Below are 20,383 nucleotides of genomic sequence, written 5' to 3'. Positions count from 1 at the left end.
CGCGTGGGTTCTCGCCGCAGCCCAAGAGAGCTGAGATTCTGACTGTCGGCGCTTTTGGTAATTCGCCCGATCTCGAGAGTATAGCGACAGATTCGTGGCCCGGCAGACGATTGCCGCTTCTGTGAAGGGTTTCGGATGCCGGCCGCACGATTGACGGCGCGGCATGTTCGGGCGGCCGGCGTCCGAAAGCTTCCAAGGGAGGAAGCCGCGCATGGTGGGCAGGACTGGTGCGGAGGCGCTTTCCACCGTGGCCGGTCGATGAGCGGCGGGCACGACGAGCAGCTTTGCAGAACGGCGGTCGTGCGGTGATGAGGTGTCGATCCTGATGGCGCCGGTTGGCGCAGTCGGTCGATGGCGCGGCTGCCGTCGCCTCTGTTGATCTAGCGCAAGGCTGGAATTGAGAAGAACGCCCACGTTGATGCGACAGAGGGGCGGACCATGGTGTGCGCAGGACGCTGGCGGGTTCAAGGAGCGGCCATCGTCGCCGCGATGATTCTGCTGGCATCGCCGGCGCGGGCGGGCTGCAGTCCAGAAGACATCGCGGATGCCTTTATCGGGACGCTGTCCGCCGCATATGAGTGCAAGTCGGTCTATGAGAATGACGCAAGCCGCTACGCAGCGATTGCACTGACCGCAGCACTCAGCGGCGTCGCCTTGTCAGGGTCGGACACGGGGAAAGGGCAAGCCCTGGTCAATCAATTCTGCGCAGAGGCGCAGGGCAACGCCGACCAAGTCGTCAGCAAGCTGAACACGATCTTTGGCAACGCGATCGCGGAAAATGTTCTCGGCGATCTTTCCAAGGAGCTCGCAGCCATTGGCGCGGCCGCAGACGTCGTGAAATGCGCCTGCAAGAGCGAGCAGAGCACCGTTGGATTGGGTTCCGAAATCGGCTCATGTCTTCAGGAGGCGCTGTGCTGGGGGCAGGAAAAGCTTGGCATGCAGTCCTGCGGGGATTGCGAGGTCCTTCCGCCTGTTCAAGCCACATGCGCAGCGATCAACGCGACGTGCGAAAAAGTACCTTACATGGAGTGGTGGAGGTACCCGGAATGTCAAGGCATCGGCGGTCCCGGCTCGATCTTCAGCCCTTCCAGCAAAGGCGTCTATCAGGATCAATACGATCGATATGGCGTGGGCATGGTGGAAACCGGCGACGGGACGCTGGTGGTCACGGATCCCGGCGCCTATGCCTGCCACACAGGGAGCAGTTACTGCACCTGTCCGAAACCGATGGTGCCGCACTGGCAACAGGTCCCCAACCCCGGATCCGGCGATAGCAAGTACGTGTTCTCGTGCGATTGCCCGAAGGACACCCATCCCGGCGCGTTGAAGTCGGACGGGCTCTCCGAGTGCCTGTGCGACGACACCAACCAGGTGGCGGTCTTCGGCTTTGCGCCCTACGGCATGTGTCCGCCCGCGGCCTGCCCGGCCGGACAGACAAGACTCGGCGGCGACAAGAACAGCCCCTGTGTCACGCCCTGCTCCGACAAGAGCCAGGGAATGGCCTTTGACGGGAGCTGCTGCAATCCCGCGCAGATGACCAATTGTGGAGAATGTTGCCCGCCGGACACCGTGCCCAACGTCAAGACCGGCTCCTGCGAGCCGCGGCCCAAGCAGCCGAAATGAGGCGGACCGACATGATGGAGCTTGGCCGACAGACGTCCATGACAGCCGCCGTCCGTGCGATGCGGCACCTCGCCTGGCTGCTGATCCTGCCTCTCGCACTCGGGGGGCCCGCGTCGGCGCAAACGCCGCCCGGCGTTTACACCCCCGGCGATGCTGCAGTCACCGGATTCTCCGGGGCTATTCGCCCGTTCGAGATCGAGCCCGGTCAGGATCCCGACGTTCGGACCATCATCAATCCTGGAGGGCCGTCGCTGCGCATCGTCGATCTAAGACGCATGGGCGGTCCGCCCCAGGCGCAATTGGTCGGTGCGCCGAAACCGTTCACCGTCAGCGCGAAGTCGATCGGGCAGGTGTTTGGCGTCGCTCTGGACGACAGTTCCCCCGCCAACATTTACGTCGCGGCGACATCCGCCTATGGTCTCTCGATCGTCGCGCCGGGACCTGAAGGTCGACCGCAACATGTCAGGCTCGGGACTAGCGGCGCGACCTTCATGCCGGCACAATGGGGTCCGGGCGGCGGTCCGGGATCGATCTGGAAGATCAATGGCGCCACCGGCGCGGTGACGCTGTTCGCGAATGTCACCACGGGCGACAAGGCCAATTCGGGCGCGGCGCTCGGGGGATTGGCCTATGATCCGGCGACCAAGTCTCTGTTCGTCGCCGACCGTGAGACCGGGCTGATCCATCGCTTCGGCCCGAACGGCGTCGACCTCGGTGTCTATGATCACGGCGTCGCCGGCAGCGCAGCCGCGGAACTTCCAACGGCGCCGGCGCCAGCCGGGCCAGGCGTCGATATTACGAGTCCTCAATTCGACAGCGCGCAGCCCGAGACCTGGGGCTACGCGGCACCGGATCGGCGAGTGTTCGGCCTCGCCATTCGCGACGGCCGGCTCTACTACGCGGTCGCCGAGGGCTTGCGGGTGTGGTCGGTCGGGCTCAACGCGAACGGCTCGTTCGGTGCGGACGCCAGAATCGAAGTCGTCGTACCGTCCGCCGCCGGTCCCACCGAGATCTCCAGGATCACTTTCGACGATGAGGGACGGATGTTTTTGGCCGAGCGGCCGGCGCCGACCGGGGCGCAGGATTTCGAGGCCTTGTCCGCGCCGTCGATCGGCCGCGTGCTGCGCTATACGCTGATCGGTGTCACTGAGATCAAGCAGCCGATCTGGCAGCCCTTGCCGGACGAATATGCGGTGGGATTCCCCGAACGTTTCCGCAATGGCAATGGCGGCGTCGCGATCGGCTACAGCTACGACATGGGCGGGACCATGAATCCGGCCTCCTGCGGCGGCTTCGTCTGGACCACCGGCGAACAATTGCGCAACGCCACCGATCCCAAGCTCGTGGCTCAACTCGGCCAGAACGACGCGCTTGCGATCGACGGACTGCAGGGGAATCCGATCTGGCGCATCCGCCGCGGCGATGAGCCACCGCTGCTCAGTTACTTCATCGACTATGCCGACGCGCCGCCCGATCTATCAGCTCGCGGGCACATGGGAGATATCGCCATCTTGCGCGCGTGTACAAGGGAAGCCGCACGGATACGGCTGGCGCCTCGTCCAGCCGGCGCGCCGCCTCCCGCCGGCATGCCGAGGCCGCCGGGTCTGCAGACCTGCAAGACCCATGTCTGCGGTTCGGACGGATCGGTTTGTCCGCCCAATCAGATCTGGATCATCAAGACCAAGAGCTGCGCGTCGAGCTGCGCCCCGCCCAATGTTCTGGTCAATGGCCAATGCTGCTCGCCCAAAGACCTGCAGCCGGGGGGCATCTGTTCGAACAACAATCCGTCGACTGATATCGCCAAGCCGATGTGCGGCGTCAACCAGACGGCGATCGGCCCGAACAATGAATGCTGCGAGAACAGCCAGATCTATTCCGGCCCGATTGGCCAACAACTTTGCTGCGGGACGACCGTGGTGAACGGCGTGTGCGATCCGTTGAAGCCGAAAATTCCGGACTGGAAATGCCCCGGCTGCTGTGCGCCCGGCTATATGAAGATCGCCGGCAAGTGCTGTCTCAAGAGCCAGGCGACATCGAAGGGACAGTGCTGCCCGGCCGGCCAGATTGCGAGCCCCGACGGCACGCTATGCATACCGCTGCACTGGCTGCCGAGACTTTCACAGTGTTGCGCCTCGGGCTTCGTGCCGACTGCGAATAGCAAATGCTGCGCGTCCGCGAATCTGACGACGAGCGGCGAGTGCTGCGCGGCCCCGGTCGACCCAAAGGATCGAAGCCAGTGCTCCAAGACGATCGAGAAGAAGTCCACCACGGTCGTCCCCGTGATTCCGAAGCTGCCGACGACGTGCCAACCTGGTGAGCGGCGCAATGCCGACGGCGTGTGCGTGGCCCGCAAGCCGGGGGTGACGCGGGACCGGCAGGCGCCGGATGTCGGTCGCCCGATCGTCTGCCCCCCCGGTTGGATTCCGGGGCCGCTTGGCGCGCGCTGCCGGCCGACCGGCCGATTTGCGCCGCGCATGCGGGGGGTCAGACCGGTCCCCCCGCCCGGCATGATGATGCCGCGACGATGAAGGAAGCAGCGATGCACGAGGACACGAATTCGCAAATCATTGCTGCACGCCAACTGCGGAAGTCGGCAGCCATATGGAGGATGACCGATGACCAATTTGATCCGTAGCGTTGCCACGGCGGCTGCCGTCTTCACGCTGTCTTTGCTTTGCGTGCAGCCCGGCCGAGCGGAGAGTTCGCGCAGCGACATCGAGGCGATCGTCAAGGACTACATAGCGACCCATCCCGAAGAAATCGAGCAGGTCGTGAAGGACTACCTCGCCAAGCACCCCGAAGCCGTGCAACAGGCCATCTCCGACCTGATCAAGAAGCGGCAAGCCGCGATGCCGGCGGCAGCGCCCGGCTCCGACAAGACCGCACTGGTCAAGCAAAATGCGCCGGCCTTGTTCGCGTCCGCGCACCAGGTCACGCTCGGCAACCCGCTGGGTGATGTCACCCTGGTCGAGTTCTTCGATTACAGCTGCGGCTACTGCAAGCGCGCGCTCGGCGAGATACTCGAATTGTTGAAGAGCGACCCCAAGCTCAAGATCGTGCTCAAGGAATTTCCGATCCTCGGCCCCGGCTCGCTGGAGGCGGCGCGCGTCGCGGTAGCGGTACGCATGCAAGACCCGACGGGCGCGAAATACCTCGACTTTCATCAGCGGCTGCTCCAAAGCAGCGGACCCGCCGACAAGGCGCGCGCGTTGGCCATCGCGCAGACGATCGGTCTCGACGTTGCTCAGCTTGAAAAGGACATGGACAGCCTGGAGGTGCGCCAAAGCCTCGATGAGAGCGGCAATCTTGCGCAGAAATTGGGATTGAACGGGACGCCGAGCTATGTCATCGGCGGCAATGTCATCGTCGGCGCGGTCGGACTTGCCACGCTGAAGGCCAGAATTCAGCAGGCTCGCCAGTAGTACGCTCCGATCGCGAAGATATGCATCGACGCCCGAGGTCTCGATTTGTGCAGCGCGCGAGTCCGCTGCTGTGAAGGGCTTCGGATGCCGGCAGCATGATTGACGGCGCGGCACATTCGGGCGGCCGGCGTCCGAAAGCCTCCAAGGGAGGACACCACGCATGGTGGGCAGGACTGGTGCGGCGGGCTCTATGGGGATTTGAGCGCCGCAGGCGATCTGGCTGATTGAGCTCGAAATGATGCAGCGAGCTTCGCGACGATGGCGCCGCGTTGCGCCTCGCGTGAAGTCGGTCTGCCTCGCGCTCCAGCAACCGGAGCGCTACGGCACCCCGCTCGGGCAATCGCTGACGACGCGTACGTCCCTCTCGTGGGCAGGACGGGGCGGAGCACGCACGACTTCCGAAAATAAGAAACAGAAATATTTTTTCAGGAGGGGCTGGACGGGCTTTCGCAGACACGACCCGTCGGGCAAATCATCACACCTATCCGCCGTCGTCGCCGGCGGCTTGGCTTTGATGGATCATGACTGCCCTGGCCGCGATCAGGCGATCCGCTTCAGGACGACCCGGAAGTGACATTCTGTCGGTGACGACTTCGGTGAGATAGTTCGCGATCGACTCGGCATCGGCACCATCGTCAAGCATGCTGAAGACCTGCAGAGCGTAGCGGTCATATTCGTCTTCGGCGCCCTCGCAGCCCGAAAGGCCGATCGGGTCCCACTCGGACAGCAGAAGAGCTCTGATGAGATCCAGCTTGGATGGCATTGTCTCGCGATTGCTCGGCTGCGGAGGTCCGCTGATCCTCTACGAAGCCGCCGCGCCGTTCCCCGCCGTCTCGTTCCGGAACGCCGCCGCAAACAGCGCGCGAGTGTAGTCGGTCTTCGGCGCCTTGAACAGCTCCACCGCCGGCCCCTCCTCCACCACCTTGCCGTGGCGCATCACGATCAGGTGGCTGGCGAGTGAGGCGACCACGCGCAGATCATGCGAGATGAACATGTAGGTGAGATCGAGCTTGCGCTGCAGGTCGCGCAGCAGCGCGACCATCTGCGCCTGAAACAGCATGTCGAGCGCCGAGGTCGGCTCGTCCAGCACGACGAAGCTCGGCTCGAGCACGACGGCGCGCGCGACCGAGATGCGCTGGCGCTGGCCGCCGGAGAATTCGTGCGGATAGCGGAAGCGCGTCGCCGGATCGAGCCCGACCTCGTTCAGCGCCTTGATGACCTTGGCCTCCCGCTCCTCTTCGCTGAGCCTGGGCTGATGCACGCTGATGCCCTCGGCGATGATGTCGCCGACCGACATGCGCGGGCTGAGCGAGCCGAACGGATCCTGAAACACGATCTGCATGTCGCGGCGGAACGGCCGGACATCCTTGAAGGACAGGCCCTGGATCTCCTTGCCCAGGAACACGATCGGACCGTCGGAGGAGATCAGCCGCAGCAGCGCCAGGCCCAACGTGGTCTTGCCGGAGCCGGACTCGCCGACGACGCCGAGCGTCTCGCCCTTGCGCACGGCGATGCTGACGCCGTCCACGGCCTTGATGTGGCCGACCGTGGAGCGGAACAGGCCGCGCTTGATCGGAAACCAGACCTTGAGGTCCCTGGCCTGCATCACGACCGGCTGATCGGGCCGCGGCGGCGCCGGGTCCGGCTTCGGCTCGGCCGCGAGCAGCGCCTTGGTGTAGGGATGGGAGGGCGCGGTGAACACCTGCTCCACCGGCCCCTGCTCGACGATCTTGCCACCGTTCATGACGCAGACGCGATCGGCGATGCGCCGGACGATGCCGAGATCGTGGGTGATGAAGAGCAGGCTCATGCCGAGCCGCGCGCGGATGTCGGCGAGCAGCGCCAGGATCTGTGCCTGCACGGTGACGTCGAGCGCGGTGGTCGGCTCGTCGGCGATCAGCAGATCCGGCTCGTTGGCGAGCGCCATCGCGATCATCACGCGTTGGCGCTGGCCGCCGGAGAGCTGATGCGGATAGCTGCCGAGCCGCGTTTCCGGCTCGGGGATGCCGACCTGCGTGAGCAGCTCGAGCACGCGCGCCCGCGCCGCGCCGTTCGAGATCGGTCGATGCAGATGCAGGATCTCGCCGATCTGCCGCTCGATCGTGTGCAGCGGATTGAGCGAGGTCATCGGCTCCTGGAAGATGATGGAGATGTCGCTGCCGCGGATGCCGCGCATCTCGCCCTCCGACAGCGGCAGCAGATCGCGGCCGTTGAAGCGGATGCTGCCCGACGGGTGCGAGGCGACCGGATAGGGCAGCAGCTTCAGCACCGACAGCGCGCTGACCGATTTGCCCGAGCCGGATTCGCCGACGAGGGCAACGCACTCGCCGCGCCTGATGTCGAACGAGACGTGGTCGACGGCGGTCGACACGCGGCCCTGCTGGTGGAAGGTCACCGAGAGATCGCTGACCGAGAGCAGCGGCTGGCTGATCGCATCCATGTCGGTCACCTGAACGTCTTGCGCGGATCGAACGCGTCGCGCACGGCCTCGCCGATGAAGATGAGCAGCGACAGCATGATCGCGACCGAGAAGAAGCCGGTCAGGCCGAGCCACGGCGCCTGCACATTGGCTTTGGCCTGCGACAGCATCTCGCCCAGCGACGGCGAGCCGGGCGGCAGGCCGAAGCCGAGGAAGTCGAGCGCGGTCAACGTCATCACCGAGCTCGACACGATGAAGGGCAGGAAGGTCATGGTCGCGACCATCGCGTTCGGCAGGAGATGCCGCCACATGATGACGGCATTGGAGACGCCGAGCGCGCGCGCGGCCTGGATGTATTCGAAATTGCGGCCGCGCAGGAATTCGGCGCGGACCAGGCCGACCAGCGACACCCAGGAGAACAGCAGCATGATCCCGAGCAGCGTGAAGAAGCCGGGCACCAGCACCGCCGACAGGATCAGGAGCAGATAGAGATAGGGAATCGCGTTCCAGATCTCGATGAAGCGCTGGAACAGGAGATCGACCCAGCCGCCGAAATAGCCCTGCACGCCGCCGGCGGCGATGCCGATGATCGAGGAGAAGAACGTCAGGGACAGGCCGAACAGGACGGAGATGCGGAAACCGTAGATCAGCCGCGCGACGACGTCGCGACCCTGATCATCGGTGCCGAGCCAGTTGTATTCGAGATCCCGGCAGCTCTTCAGCCCCTTTCTCTCGACCACCGCCTTGCACTGCGATTCCTTCAGCATCCAGGTCGGCGGCGACGGCGCGGGCGTCGGCAGGTCGAGATTATGCGTGGCGTAGGAATAGCGGATCAAAGGCCAGATCACCGTACCGCCCTTGTCGGCGATCAGCTTCTGCAAATAGGGATCGCGGTAGTCGGCCGCGGTCTCGAAGTCGCCGCCGAATGCCGTTTCCGGATAGGAGACGAACGCAGGGAAGTAAAGGTGGCCGTCGAACTTGATCAGGAACGGCCGGTCGTTGGCGATCAGCTCGGCGAACAGCGACACGACGAACAGGAACAGGAACAGCCACAGCGACCAGTAGCCGCGGCGGTTGGCCTTGAAGTTCTGCCAGCGGCGCTGATTGAGCGGCGACGGCCGGAAACGATGCCGCGTCGGCGGCACGGCCTCGCCGAGCGGGGCCTGCGTCGTGGTCTCGACCGGAGGGGGGGCTGTGATCGTCATCAGACCTCCCGCGCCTCGAAGTCGATCCGCGGATCGATCCACATGTAGGTCAGATCCGAGACCAGGTTGATGGCGAGGCCGAGCAGCGAAAAGATGAAGAGATTGCCGAACACAACGGGATAATCACGATTCAGAATGCTCTCGAACGAGAGCAGGCCGAGCCCATCCAGCGAGAAGATGGTCTCGATCAGCAGCGAGCCGGAAAAGAACGCGTGGATGAAGGTGCCCGGAAAGCCGGCGATCACGATCAGCATGGCGTTACGGAAGACGTGGCCGTACAGCACCTGGTTCTCGCTGCAGCCCTTGGCGCGCGCAGTCATGACATATTGCTTGCGGATCTCGTCGAGAAACGAGTTCTTGGTCAGCAAGGTCATGGTCGCGAAGGCGCCGAGCGCCATCGACACCAGCGGCAAAGTGAGATGCCAGAAATAGTCGATGATCTTCCAGTACCACGGGAAGTCCGACCAGCCATCCGAGGTCAGCCCGCGCAGCGGGAAGATGTTGAGGAACGAGCCGCCAGCGAGCAGGATGATCAGCAGGATCGCGAACAGGAAGCCCGGAATGGCGTAGCCGACGATGATCACGGCCGAAGTCCAGACGTCGAAGCGCGAGCCATCCTGCACCGCCTTGCGGATCCCCAGCGGAATCGAGATCAAATAGGTCAGCAAGGTCATCCAGATGCCGAGCGACATCGACACCGGCAGCTTCTCCTTGATGAGCTGCAGCACTGACGTGTCGCGGAAATAGCTCTTGCCGAAATCGAAGCGCGCGAAGTTCCAGACCATCAGCGCGAACCGCTCCGGCGCCGGCTTGTCGAAGCCGAACTGCTTTTCGAGCTGCTTGATGAAGGCGGGATCGAGCCCCTGCGCGCCGCGGTATTTCGAGTTCAGCTCGCTGCCGGATCCCACCTGTCCCGGCGGCCGCGCGCCGAAATCCGAACCGCTGCCGCCTGAAATCCGCGAGGTCCCGCCGGTGTCGGCGCCGGTCAATTGCGCGATGACGCGCTCCACCGGACCGCCCGGCGCGAACTGCACCACGACGAAGGAGATGAAGAGGATCCCGAGCAGGGTCGGGAGCATCAGCAAGATGCGACGGGCAATATAGGCAGCCATGAACTACTTCGCCTGCTCCAACTTTGCGGCCTTGGCGGCATCGTACCACCAGATGTCGGGAGCGCCGACGCCCGAGGCGTATTTCGGCGGCTTCGGCGGATGGTCGAACTGATCCCAATAGGCAATCGGGTGGGTCTGGCGATACCATTGCGGTATCCAGTAGTGGCCGGCGCGGAACACGCGGTCGAGCGCCCGGCAGGCCAAGGTCAGCTCGCTGCGCGTCTCCGCGGCGATGGCCTTGGCGACCAGCGCGTCGAGCGCGGGATTGCTGATCCCGGCGAGATTGTAGGAGCCCTTGGTCTTTGCCGTGTCCGAGGTGAAGTAAGCCCGGAGGCCGTCGCCGGGGGTCGGCGACATCGACATCCGCTGAATGGCGATGTCGAAATCGAAATCCTCGACCCGCGCGCGATATTGCACGGCGTCGACGATCCGCAACTCGGCGTCGATGCCGAGCGTCTGCAGGTTCTTGATCAGCGTGCCGTGGTGCGGCTTGAACGAGACCTCGTCGATCAGGAACTCGATCGCGAACACCTCGCCGGACGGCAGCAGCCGCTTGCCGTCCTTGACCGGCAGGCCGGCCTGCTGCAGCAGTTGCGTCGCCTTGCGCAGCAGCGCGCGATCCTGGCCGGAGCCGTCCGAGACCGGCGGCACGAACGGCTCGCCGAACACATCGTCGGGCACCTGGCCGCGGAACGGCTCGAGCAGCTTCAGCTCCTCGGGCGAGGGCGGCCCGACCGCGACCATGTCCGAGTTCTGGAACGGCGACACCGTGCGCGCATAGGCGCCGTACATGATGGTCTTGTTGGTCCACTCGAAGTCGAACGCGTAGGTCAACGCCTGGCGGACGCGGGGATCCTTGAACTTGTCGCGGCGGGTGTTGATGAACCAGCCCTGCCCGCCGGACGGCGTCTCGTCCGGCAAGAGCTCGCGCTTGACGCGGCCGTCCTTGATCGCCGGGAAGTCGTAGCGCGTGGCCCAGATGCGGGCGGTGAACTCCTCGCGGAACAGATAGCTCTTGGCCGTGAAGCCCTCGAAGGCGACGTCGCGGTCACGATAGAACTCGTAGCGCACGATGTCGAAATTATACATGCCGCGGCTGACCGGCAGGTCGGCCGCCCACCAGTCCTTGACACGCTCGAACTCGACGTAGCGGTTGATCTCGTATTTGCCGACCTTGTACGGCCCCGAGCCGAGCGGCACGTCGAGCGGACCCTCGTCGAACGCGCGGTTGGCGTACCAGGCCTTGGAGAAGATCGGCAGGGTCACGACATAGAGCGGCACGTCGCGCGCGCGCTTCTCGACGAAGCTCACCACGACGGTCGCATCGTCGATCGCCTCGGCCTTCACGAAGTCGCGCAGCTGAACAACGATCAGTGGATGGCCCTTCTCCTTCAGCGTGTTCAGCGAGAAGGCGACGTCTTGCGCGGTGATCCTGCTGCCGTCATGGAAGCGCGCCTCGGGCCGCAAGGTGAAGCGGTAGGCCAGCTTGTCCGCGGAGATCGCCACGGATTTCGCGACCAGCCCGTACACCGCGTCCGGCTCGTCGCTCGCGCGCACCATCAGGGTCGCGAACGTCATGTCCATGCCCTGCGCGCCCTCACCTTTCAGGACGTAGGCATTGAACGAATTGAAGGTCTGATAGGACTGGTTATAGGCGCGCACCGAGGGGATCAGCGAGAACAGCCCGCCCTTCGGCGCGTCCGGATTGACGTAGTCGAAATGGCGGAAGTCGGCCGGGTACTTCAAGTCGCCGAAGGCCGACATGCCGTGCGACTCGGCACCGAACTCCGCCGCCAAAACCGGCTTCAGAAGGGGAACGCTCAACGCGCCCAGGCCGAGCCCGAGCACGCTGCGACGGGACAGATCGCGATGGGTGCTCAAGAGCGTCCACCCGTCTTGGCCGCCTTCGCAGCGTCCCACCACCAGATGTCGGGAAACCCCGATAGGCCGAACTTGGGCAGTTGATCCGGGCGACCAAATCGGTCCCATCGTGCCGCCCGCAGTTTCGGGTAATTCCATTGCGGCACGACATAGTGATTCCACAGCAGCACTCGATCGAGCGCGCGCGTGGAAGCGATGAGGTCATCACGGCTCTTGGCGAAGATGACCTGTTCGATCAGCTTGTCGATCGCTGGATTCTTGATGCCAATGTAATTTTCAGACCCGCTGGCGTCGGCCGCCTGAGATCCCCAATATTCACGCTGCTCGTTGCCGGGCGAGAGGGACTCGCCCCACGAGTGGAGCGCGAGCATGTCAAAGTCGCGATTGCGCAGGCGATTTTCATATTGGATGGCATCGACGGCGCGAACGGAAACCGAGAAGCCAAGACGCTCGAGCGAAGGCTTGTAGAACAGCGCGACGCGTTCATACGCCGGATCATCGGTCAACGTGAGCAACTCGATGCTCATGGGTTGCCCCGTCTTCGCGTTCACGAGCTTTCGCTCGCGAACCTCATATCCCGCATCCTTCAGGAGGCGCAGGGCCTCCAGAAGGTTACGCCGAACGGCCTCCGGGCTGCCGCCCACCGGATTGCTGTATTCCGTCGTGAAAACCTCCGCAGGCACGTCGCTGCGGACCATCTCCAGAATCTCAAGCTCGCGCCCTTGCGGAAGCCCAGAGGATGCGAGCTCCGTTCCGTCGAAGTAACTCGATATCCTCTTGTAGGCGCCGTAGAAGAGTTGCTTGTTCATCTCCTCGAAGTCGAAAGCGAAATTGAGCGCCCGCCGGACACGAGGGTCCGTGAACTGACTCCGGCGGGTATTCGGTACAAACGCCTGCATCACGCCGGAGCTGCGATTGGGAAACTCCTCCAGCACCACACGCTTGTCCTTGACAGCCGGAAAGTCATAGGCCGTCGCCCAGTTCTTCGCCGAGCTCTCGGTCCGCCAATCGCATTGATCGCCCTTGAACGCCTCCAGTGCCACTAGGCTGTCGCGCACGTAGTCGAAGCGCAGCTCATCGAAATTATAACGACCGACATTGACGTTGAGGTTGCGAGCCCAGCAATCATTCACGCGCTGCAGAACGATCGTACGTCCGGCGACGAACTCCTTAATCCGGTAAGGCCCGGATCCGAGCGGCGGCTCCAAAGTGGTTGCGGAGATATCACGCTTCTGCCCGTTGCTGTTTGACCCTTCCCACCAATGTTTTGGCAGCACCATCAGTTCACCGACAATCTGCGGCAGTTCGCGATTGCCCGGTGCATCGAAAGTGAACTTTACGTCACGCTCGCCAACGGCCTCTGCTCCCACGACATGCTTGTAGTAGGCGCTATAGCGTGGATGGTGTGTCTTGAAGGATTGTAGCGAAAAGATCACGTCGGCTGGCGTGACCGGCCTCCCGTCGTGCCATTTGGCATCCGCCCGCAGACGGTAAATGACCCAGGAGTAGTCGCTGGGGTACTGCGCCGCCTCGGCCAGCAGTCCATACTCCGTGGCCGCCTCGTCGAGAGAACGCGCCATCAAGGTCTCGTAGATGTAGGCCGTGCCGACCCCGAGCGAACCTTTGACGCCCGAAACGACAGGATTGAAGTTGTCGAATGTTCCGGCCGGCGCCAACCTTACGGTGCCGCCCTTTGGGGCGTCCGGATTGACGTAGTCATAAAGCTTAAAGTTCACCGGATATTTGACATCCCCAAACAGCGACAGAGCATGCCGCCAGGCTGGATCTTCGCCGGCCTGCGCCTGCGCGGCGTCGAGCGGGGCAAGGCTGGCGGCGGTGCCGAGCGCCGGGGTCATCGCAGCGAAGACGCTGCTCTGCAGGAGCTGTCGTCGGGTAATCGTCAAATGAGACTTCCTCTGAATAAGACCGCTTGAAGCAGGTGGTCGGCCGTGGCCGCTGCTGCTCCCAGATCCAACGTTCGATCGTAACCCAATTCGCAAGGGCAGGTTTCGCCGGCCTCAGCCAGGGTGCTCCGGCCCCGCGAACCCGTTCCATTCAGGGGACCAATATACGGCAAGGTTTCGACCAATAACCTTGCTTTTTCCTCATGATACCGGGTTGTGAACGAGGTGGATGCGACCAAAGGTCCCAAATGCGGCGAATTTCGTCCCGCAAAGCAAAACGGCCGGGCTTGAGGCCCGGCCGTCGGAAATTGGGGGGTTAGCAGCCGATCACTTGGCTGCGGTCGGCAGCGGCGCCGGATTGTCCGACAGCGAGTTCAGGTAGGCCAGCACGTCGGCGCGCTCCGAGTCCTTCTGGATGCCGGCAAAGCCCATCGCGGTGCCCGGGATGTAGCCCTTCGGATTGGCGATGAAGTGGTTGAGATCCTCGATCGTCCAGGTGCCGCCCTTGGCCTTCATCGCGGCCGAGAAGTTGAAGCCGCGGCCTTCGCCGATCTTGTCGCCGACGATGCCGTAGAGGTTGGGGCCGACGGCATTCTTGCCGCCCTTGTCGAAGGTGTGGCAGGCCGCGCATTTCTTGGCGGCGGCAGCGCCCTTCTCAACCGAGGCGGTTTGCAGCAGCTTCTCGATCGGCTCGGCCGCGGCCGGCGCAGCGGCTTCCTTGCCTGCGCCCTGGGCCTCCTTCACGGCGATCTCGAACCCCGGTTTCTCCGGCATTTTCGGCGCGAAGATCGCGCCAGCGGAGAAGCTCGTGACCAGCACGACCAGACAGGCGGCCAGAACGGCGCCGAGGATTTTGTTCAGTTCGAAGGAGTCCATTTTGGAATCAGGCTCCGAGGGCGGATTTCATTGCTTGGAAGGCCGCGGGGCCGCGACCGTGAATCGCCCCAGGATTCGTCAAGGCATCGAGCGGAATCGAGCCGTCGCGCCTCCCCCTGCGGCAGAAGTGAGATATCGGTTTGCCCGTGCTCTGGCAACCCGTATAAGCGGGCCGCCCCTGCTGTCCCCATCCAGTCCGGCCCGCGCTGTTGCGACCGGCTCCGACCTGCCGTTTCCCGGATGACCAAGTCCAAAATCCTCGTGCTGATCCCTGCCCGCATGGCCTCGACCCGCCTGCCCGGCAAGCCGCTGCTCGACATCGCCGGCCAGCCGATGATCGTGCAGGTGCTCCGGCGCGCGCAGGAGGCCGCGATCGGCCGCGTGGCCGTGGCAACCGACACGCTGGAGATCGCGAACGCCGTGACGGCGGCGGGTGGCGAGGTGGTGATGACCAAGCCCAATCATCCCTCCGGGTCGGACCGCATCTACGAGGCCATGTGCAAGCTCGACCCTGCGCGCGAGGCCGAGATCGTGGTCAATCTGCAGGGCGATTTCCCGACCATCGACCCGCAGAACATCAGCGACGTGCTGCCGCCGCTGGACGATCCCGCCGTCGACATCGCGACCCTTGCCGCGCAGATCCATACCGAGGAGGAGAGCCTCAATCCGAACGTCGTCAAGGCGGTCGGCTCGCCTCTCGGCGGCCGGCGCATGCGCGCGTTGTATTTCACCCGGGCCACGGCGCCGTATGGCGACGGACCGAGGTACCATCACATCGGGCTTTACGCCTACCGCCGGGCGGCGCTGGAGCGCTTCGTCAGCCTGCCGCCGTCGCCGCTGGAGCAACAGGAAAAGCTGGAACAGCTGCGGGCGCTGGAAGCCGGCATGCGCATCGACGTGATGGTCGTCGACGCCGTGCCCCGCGGCGTCGACACCCCCGCCGACCTCGAAACCGCACGCCGGCTGCTGTCCAAGTCCTAAGCTGCTGCTACAAGGCCCCTCATGAGCAAGATCTTGAAAATCGCATTCCAGGGCGAGCCGGGAGCCAATTCCCACATCGCCATTTCCGAGGCCTATCCGACCGCCGAGGCCATGCCGTGCGCGACCTTCGAGGACGCGCTGAGCGCGATCTCCTCCGGCGAGGCTGACCTGGGCATGATCCCGATCGAGAATTCGGTCGCCGGCCGCGTCGCCGACATCCATCACCTGCTGCCGGCCTCCGGCCTCTACATCATTGGCGAGTGGTTCCTGCCGGTCCGCCACCAGCTGATGGCGCTGAAGGGCACCAGGCTCGCCGACATCAAGACGGTCGAGAGCCACGTCCATGCGCTCGGCCAGTGCCGCCGCATCATCCGCCAGCTCGGCGTCCGGCCGATCGTCGCCGGTGACACCGCGGGCAGCGCCCGGGACGTCTCCCAGCGCGGCGACAGGAGCGTCGCGGCGATCGCCTCGCGCCTCGCCGCCGAGATCTACGGCCTCGACATCCTCGCCGAGGACATCGAGGACGAGGCCCACAACACCACCCGCTTCGTCGTGCTGGCGCGCCAGGAGCAATGGGCCGAGCAGAACTCCGGGCCGTTGGTCACGAGCTTCGTGTTCCGCGTCCGCAACCTGCCGGCTGCGCTGTACAAGGCGCTCGGCGGATTCGCGACCAACGGCGTCAACATGACCAAGCTCGAGAGCTACATGGTCGACGGCAATTTCTTCGCGACGCAGTTCTACGCCGACGTCGACGGCCATCCCGACGACAAGGGGCTGGCCTTCGCCCTGGAGGAATTGAAGTTCTTCTCGCGCGAACTGCGCATCGTCGGCGTCTATCCGGCGCATCCGTTCCGCGCGACCTTCAGCGAGCGGATGGAATGATCGGACCGTCATCCCGCGGCTCCACATAGGCCGCCAGCTCGGCCGGCGTTCCCACCGGGAATGCCTGCTTCAGATGGTCGAGAAAGGCGGAGACGCGCGCGCTCAACAGCCGCCGCGACGGATACAGCGCCCACAGCGCAACCGCTGGCGCGTCCAAATCGCCCCAATGCGCCAGCCGGCCAGCCGCCAGATCGTGGCTGACGAGCGAGAGCGGCAGGCATGCGGCACCGACGCCGGCACGGACCGCATCGCGCACCATGATCAGCGATGACAACCGCAGGATCGGATCGATCGCGATGCGCGACGATCCCGTTGCAGCCATGACGTCCCACGCTGCGATCTGCTCGGTGCTACGAACAACCGCAGGAACGAGCGCGCCGTCCGCCGGCCGCGTCAGGCTTGGGCTGGCCACGACCACCAGCCGATCGCGCAGGAAGATGCGGCCGACGAGGCTCTCATCGGGATCGGGATTGACCCGGATCACTAGGTCATAGCCCTCCTCGACCATGTCGACGGCGCGGTCGTCGGTCGTCACCTCGAGCCGGACCTCCGGATATCTGAGCGCGAACGTAGCGGCGAGCTTACCCATCGCGGTCTGCGAGAACAGCAGCGGCGCGCTGATCCGCAACCGGCCGCGCGGCTGATCGCCGCCTGAGGCTATCGCACCGACGGTCTCGTCGAGCTCGGTCAGCAGCGCGCCCGTGCGCTCGAACAGCGCCCGCCCTTCCTCGGTCAGCCTCAGTGTGCGCCCGCCGCGCTCGATCAGCCTGATGTCCAGGCTCGCTTCGAGCTCCGCGACGCGGCGGGACAGCGTTGCCTTCGGACGACCGCTGGCGCGGGCGGCCCGGCCGAAGCCGCCGTGGCGGGCGACGAGCGTGAAATCGGCGAGCGCGAGCAGATCCATCTGTTCCATCAATGAGACGACATGTCCAAATATAGCGCCTATTGGCTCGCGTTTGGATCGATATCTTCCGGGTGTCTCAACACCAACCCCGGAGTGATCCCATGACCATCCTCGTGACCGGTGCCACTGGAACCGTCGGCCGTCGCGTCGTCGAACAACTCGTCAGGCGCGGGGCCGATGTCCGCGCCCTCGTCCGCGATCCTGGGAAGGCCAAGCTTCCGGCGGGCGTTCAGATCGCCCAAGGCGACCTGCTCGACGTCGATTCGCTGCGCGGCGCGTTCTCGGGCGTCTCGACCCTGTTCCTGCTCAACGCCGTCACGCCTGATGAATTCACTCAGGCGCTGATCGCGCTCAATCTGGTCCGCGAGGCCGGCATCGAGCGCATCGTCTATCTGTCGGTGATCCACGGCAACGTCTACGTCAACGTGCCGCACTTCGCCGGCAAGTTCGCCGTCGAGCGGATGGGCCTGAACGCCACCATCTTGCGCCCCGCCTACTTCATGAACAACGATCTCGCGATCAAGGACGTCGTGCTCGACTACGGCGTCTACCCGATGCCGATCGGAGCCAAGGGCCTCGCGATGATCGACGTCAGCGACATCGGCGAGATCGCAGCGATCGAGCTGATCCGCCGCGAGCAGTCAGCCGTGCCGCTGCCGCTCGATCGCATCAACCTGGTCGGTCCGGACACGCTGACCGACGCTGATGCCGCTGCGATCTGGTCTGACGTGCTGGGCCGCACGATCGCCTATGGCGGCGACAACACCGCGCAGTTCGAGACCAACCTCCGGCAGGTCATGCCGAGCTGGATGGCGTTCGACATGCGACTGATGGCCGAGCGCTTCCTGACCGACGGCATGGTGCCGGGCGAGGGCGACGTCGCGCGCCTCACCACGCTGCTGGGCCGGCCGCGGCGCTCGTACCGCGACTTTGTCGCCGAGATCTCGGCCACGGCCTGAAGCCGAGCCGCTCATCATCCCCCGAAACCAAATTGCGCGGCGCGCTTCCGCGAATGCGCCCCCTCCATGGAGATCATCATGACCAGTCAAGATAGCAATGTCACCACACCCAAGTCTAACATCCTCGTGCTTGGCGCCACCGGCGGCACCGGACGGCTGATCGTGCGCGACGCGCTGGCGCGCGGCCATCACGTCACCGCGCTGGTGCGCTCGCCCGACAAGGCCGGGGACCTGCAAGGCGCGCAACTGATCGTCGGCGATGCGCGCGACGAAGCCACGCTTCGCAAGGCGCTCAAGGGACAGGATGTCGTCATCAGTTCCTTGGGCACCTCGCTCAGCCCGTTTCGCGAGGTCACCACGCTCTCGACATCGACGCGGGCGCTCGTCAAGGCGATGGAGGCCGAGAATGTTGCGCGCCTTGTCGCCATCACCGGGATCGGCGCAGGCGACAGCCGGGGACATGGCGGCTTCGTCTACGACCGGCTGATCCTGCCGCTGCTGCTGCGCAACGTCTATGCCGACAAGAACCGGCAGGAGGCGATCATCCGCGATAGCGGGCTCGACTGGGTCATCGTCCGTCCCGCCATGCTCAACGACAAGCCGGGCGGCCAGACGGTCCGCGCGCTGACGGACCTCACAGGTTTTCACGGCGGCACGATCGCGCGGGCCGATGTCGCGCGCTTCGCGGTGGACCAGGTGAGCGACGACAGCTTCCTGCGTCGTTCGCCGCTAATCACGTGGTGAGACCGGCACGGCGCGCTTCGAAGTCCCGATCACGCCATTGTTCGCCTCAACTCTCTGCACGAACTCCGTTCGTCCAAGTGGGGGCTAGTTCGAGCACACATCTTCGCGGCGACGGGATTTTACCTCGCCCCGCTTGCGGGGAGAGGTCGGATTGCATCGAAAGATGCAATCCGGGTGAGGGGGGCTCTCCGCGAATGCGGTGCTCGCGGAGAGCCCCCCTCTCCCCGCAAGCGGGGCGAGGGAGCCCACCGTCCGTGCCTTGAAGTGACTGGATCCGACTTCGAGATGCGTGCTCACGCTAGCCCCGTCGGGGAGAGCTGAATCTTGATGCTGCACGATCCAGAACTCATCGGCTGCTGGGCTCGTGCGGGACTACGCCGCCGCCTTCCGCTCCAGGCCGAAGGCGTCGGCAAGCAGGCTGTAGGAGCGCTTGCGGGCGTCGTGGTCGAAGGTCGCCGTGATCACCATCAGCTCGTCGGCCTGGCTTGCCGCGATCATCGGATCGAGCTTGGCTCGCACCGTCGCCGGGCTGCCCACGAACAGCCGCGACCGGTTGCGTGCGATCGAGGCGCGGTCGGCGTCTGTATACATGTACGCCGCGGCCTCCTCGGGGCTCGGCAGCGGCAGGAACTGGCCGCGGTCGCGCCTGAGGCGGTTGAGGTCCATCGACGACGCCAGCCGCTCCGCCTCGGCGTCGGTCTCGGCCGTCACCACCGCGACCGCCAGGATCGCATGCGGCTGTGTCCGCCAGCGCGACGGCGTGAAATGGGCGCGGTAGGTTCGCATCGCGTCGACGGCGTCGTGGCTGGCGAAATGATGTGCGAAGCCGAACCCCATGCCGAGCTGCGCCGACAGCTCGCTGGAATAGTCGCTGGAGCCGAGCAGCCAGATCGGCGGCAATGGCGCGTCGTCGGGCATGGCGATGACGTTGTTGTAAGGATGACCGGCAGGGAACTCGCGGGTCTCCCACAGCATCAGCTCATGCAGCCGCTCCAGGAAGTCGTCGCCCTCGCGGCGGTCGAGCCGGCTGCGCAGCGCATAGGCCGTGGTGCCGTCGGTGCCCGGCGCGCGGCCCAGGCCGAGATCGATCCGGCCGGGAAACAGTGCCTCCAGCATCTTGAAGCGCTCCGCGACCACCAGCGGCGCATGGTTGGGCAGCATGACGCCGCCGGAGCCGACGCGGATGTGCTGCGTCGCTGCCGCGATCTGCCCAATCATGATGTCGGGCGACGGGCTCGCCACCGACGGCAGGCTGTGGTGCTCAGCCAGCCAATAGCGGACGTAGCCGAGCTGATCGACATGGCGGGCCAGATCGATGCTGTTGCGCAGTGCCGCCGAGGCAGGCGTGGCGGTGGTCGTGACGGAGAGGTCGAGCACTGAAAGCGGGATCATGGCTTCAACCTAATGACTGCGCGGCGTGCCACAATGGGCCAACCGCGGCGGAGCCCTGCTGGAAATGCAGGGATCGACA

At 64.8% G+C, this 20,383-nt stretch carries 16 protein-coding genes; 7 read left to right on the top strand and 9 right to left on the bottom strand.

From position 1 onward, the window contains the following. Positions 1–438 precede the first annotated feature (438 nt). The 3 genes from QW861_RS22775 (at position 439) to QW861_RS22765 (ending at position 5,045) form a co-directional block, all read left to right on the top strand. Positions 439–1,623, top strand: coding sequence for a hypothetical protein (locus QW861_RS22775; RefSeq protein ID WP_316172666.1), 1,185 nt, complete (start codon positions 439–441; stop codon positions 1,621–1,623). A gap of 38 nt (positions 1,624–1,661) precedes the next feature. Continuing rightward, positions 1,662–4,151 carry a hypothetical protein gene (locus QW861_RS22770; RefSeq protein ID WP_316172667.1) on the top strand — a complete coding sequence of 830 codons (2,490 nt, stop codon included), beginning with the start codon at positions 1,662–1,664 and terminating at the stop codon, positions 4,149–4,151. 87 nt (positions 4,152–4,238) lie between these two features. Then, positions 4,239–5,045 (top strand): DsbA family protein, encoded by an 807-nt coding sequence (locus QW861_RS22765; protein WP_316172668.1) that lies wholly within the window; start codon positions 4,239–4,241, stop codon positions 5,043–5,045. A gap of 481 nt (positions 5,046–5,526) precedes the next feature. Here the strand turns inward: QW861_RS22765 and QW861_RS22760 are convergent, their stop codons facing one another. The 7 genes from QW861_RS22760 to QW861_RS22730 form a co-directional block, all read right to left on the bottom strand. Next, on the bottom strand, positions 5,527–5,808 hold the full coding sequence (locus QW861_RS22760) for a hypothetical protein (RefSeq protein ID WP_316172758.1): 282 nt from the start codon (positions 5,806–5,808) through the stop codon (positions 5,527–5,529). Between the two features lie 39 nt (positions 5,809–5,847). Continuing rightward, a complete protein-coding gene (locus QW861_RS22755; RefSeq protein WP_316169637.1) occupies positions 5,848–7,485 on the bottom strand; it encodes an ABC transporter ATP-binding protein in 1,638 nt (545 codons plus the stop codon). Between the two features lie 5 nt (positions 7,486–7,490). Then, a complete protein-coding gene (locus QW861_RS22750) occupies positions 7,491–8,669 on the bottom strand; it encodes an ABC transporter permease (RefSeq protein WP_316172669.1) in 1,179 nt (392 codons plus the stop codon). After that, entirely contained in the window at positions 8,669–9,781 is a 1,113-nt protein-coding gene (locus tag QW861_RS22745) for a microcin C ABC transporter permease YejB (protein ID WP_315713801.1), read from the bottom strand. Before QW861_RS22745 ends, QW861_RS22750 begins: the two co-directional genes overlap by 1 nt. A gap of 3 nt (positions 9,782–9,784) precedes the next feature. Beyond that, on the bottom strand, positions 9,785–11,770 hold the full coding sequence (locus QW861_RS22740) for an extracellular solute-binding protein (protein ID WP_410051201.1): 1,986 nt from the start codon (positions 11,768–11,770) through the stop codon (positions 9,785–9,787). Then, positions 11,659–13,566, bottom strand: a complete 1,908-nt coding sequence (locus tag QW861_RS22735) for an extracellular solute-binding protein (RefSeq protein ID WP_316172671.1) — start codon at positions 13,564–13,566, stop codon at positions 11,659–11,661. Before QW861_RS22735 ends, QW861_RS22740 begins: the two co-directional genes overlap by 112 nt. A 327-nt stretch (positions 13,567–13,893) precedes the next feature. Continuing rightward, entirely contained in the window at positions 13,894–14,442 is a 549-nt protein-coding gene (locus tag QW861_RS22730; protein ID WP_315825971.1) for a c-type cytochrome, read from the bottom strand. 240 nt (positions 14,443–14,682) lie between these two features. Here QW861_RS22730 and QW861_RS22725 point away from each other — a divergent pair, with 240 nt between their 5' ends. Continuing rightward, positions 14,683–15,423 carry a 3-deoxy-manno-octulosonate cytidylyltransferase gene (locus tag QW861_RS22725; RefSeq protein WP_316172672.1) on the top strand — a complete coding sequence of 247 codons (741 nt, stop codon included), beginning with the start codon at positions 14,683–14,685 and terminating at the stop codon, positions 15,421–15,423. Between the two features lie 21 nt (positions 15,424–15,444). Continuing rightward, positions 15,445–16,305, top strand: coding sequence for a prephenate dehydratase (locus QW861_RS22720; RefSeq protein ID WP_316169528.1), 861 nt, complete (start codon positions 15,445–15,447; stop codon positions 16,303–16,305). On the opposite strand, the gene QW861_RS22715 is transcribed toward QW861_RS22720, so the two are convergent. Continuing rightward, positions 16,286–17,209, bottom strand: coding sequence for a LysR family transcriptional regulator (locus tag QW861_RS22715; protein WP_316172754.1), 924 nt, complete (start codon positions 17,207–17,209; stop codon positions 16,286–16,288). The genes QW861_RS22720 and QW861_RS22715 overlap by 20 nt on opposite strands. Positions 17,210–17,310: 101 nt before the next feature. On the opposite strand from QW861_RS22715, the gene QW861_RS22710 reads away from it, so the two are divergent. Together QW861_RS22710 and QW861_RS22705 are read left to right on the top strand one after the other, a co-directional pair. Then, positions 17,311–18,168 carry an SDR family oxidoreductase gene (locus tag QW861_RS22710; protein ID WP_316172673.1) on the top strand — a complete coding sequence of 286 codons (858 nt, stop codon included), beginning with the start codon at positions 17,311–17,313 and terminating at the stop codon, positions 18,166–18,168. A gap of 78 nt (positions 18,169–18,246) precedes the next feature. Beyond that, positions 18,247–18,912, top strand: a complete 666-nt coding sequence (locus QW861_RS22705) for an SDR family oxidoreductase (RefSeq protein ID WP_316169531.1) — start codon at positions 18,247–18,249, stop codon at positions 18,910–18,912. A 372-nt stretch (positions 18,913–19,284) separates the two neighbouring features. On the opposite strand, the gene QW861_RS22700 is transcribed toward QW861_RS22705, so the two are convergent. Beyond that, entirely contained in the window at positions 19,285–20,304 is a 1,020-nt protein-coding gene (locus tag QW861_RS22700; protein ID WP_315713793.1) for an LLM class flavin-dependent oxidoreductase, read from the bottom strand. Positions 20,305–20,383: the final 79 nt, after the last annotated feature.

The organism is Bradyrhizobium sp. SZCCHNRI1029 (assembly GCF_032487555.1).
Lineage (GTDB): Bacteria > Pseudomonadota > Alphaproteobacteria > Rhizobiales > Xanthobacteraceae > Bradyrhizobium.
This window is presented reverse-complemented; position numbering and strand designations above follow the sequence as displayed.

Excerpts from the sequence above, each read along its gene's own strand:
- QW861_RS22770 (WP_316172667.1), top strand. The coding sequence starts at position 1,662 with ATGACAGCCGCCGTCCGTGCGATGCGGCACCTCGCCTGGCTGCTGATC.
- QW861_RS22760 (WP_316172758.1), bottom strand. The coding sequence starts at position 5,808 with ATGCCATCCAAGCTGGATCTCATCAGAGCTCTTCTGCTGTCCGAGTGG.
- QW861_RS22745 (WP_315713801.1), bottom strand. The coding sequence starts at position 9,781 with ATGGCTGCCTATATTGCCCGTCGCATCTTGCTGATGCTCCCGACCCTG.
- QW861_RS22705 (WP_316169531.1), top strand. The coding sequence starts at position 18,247 with ATGACCAGTCAAGATAGCAATGTCACCACACCCAAGTCTAACATCCTC.
- QW861_RS22755 (WP_316169637.1), bottom strand. The coding sequence starts at position 7,485 with ATGGATGCGATCAGCCAGCCGCTGCTCTCGGTCAGCGATCTCTCGGTG.
- QW861_RS22700 (WP_315713793.1), bottom strand. The coding sequence starts at position 20,304 with ATGATCCCGCTTTCAGTGCTCGACCTCTCCGTCACGACCACCGCCACG.
- QW861_RS22715 (WP_316172754.1), bottom strand. The coding sequence starts at position 17,209 with ATGGATCTGCTCGCGCTCGCCGATTTCACGCTCGTCGCCCGCCACGGC.
- QW861_RS22750 (WP_316172669.1), bottom strand. The coding sequence starts at position 8,669 with ATGACGATCACAGCCCCCCCTCCGGTCGAGACCACGACGCAGGCCCCG.
- QW861_RS22765 (WP_316172668.1), top strand. The coding sequence starts at position 4,239 with ATGACCAATTTGATCCGTAGCGTTGCCACGGCGGCTGCCGTCTTCACG.
- QW861_RS22720 (WP_316169528.1), top strand. The coding sequence starts at position 15,445 with ATGAGCAAGATCTTGAAAATCGCATTCCAGGGCGAGCCGGGAGCCAAT.
- QW861_RS22740 (WP_410051201.1), bottom strand. The coding sequence starts at position 11,770 with ATGGGACCGATTTGGTCGCCCGGATCAACTGCCCAAGTTCGGCCTATC.
- QW861_RS22775 (WP_316172666.1), top strand. The coding sequence starts at position 439 with ATGGTGTGCGCAGGACGCTGGCGGGTTCAAGGAGCGGCCATCGTCGCC.
- QW861_RS22725 (WP_316172672.1), top strand. The coding sequence starts at position 14,683 with ATGACCAAGTCCAAAATCCTCGTGCTGATCCCTGCCCGCATGGCCTCG.
- QW861_RS22730 (WP_315825971.1), bottom strand. The coding sequence starts at position 14,442 with ATGGACTCCTTCGAACTGAACAAAATCCTCGGCGCCGTTCTGGCCGCC.
- QW861_RS22710 (WP_316172673.1), top strand. The coding sequence starts at position 17,311 with ATGACCATCCTCGTGACCGGTGCCACTGGAACCGTCGGCCGTCGCGTC.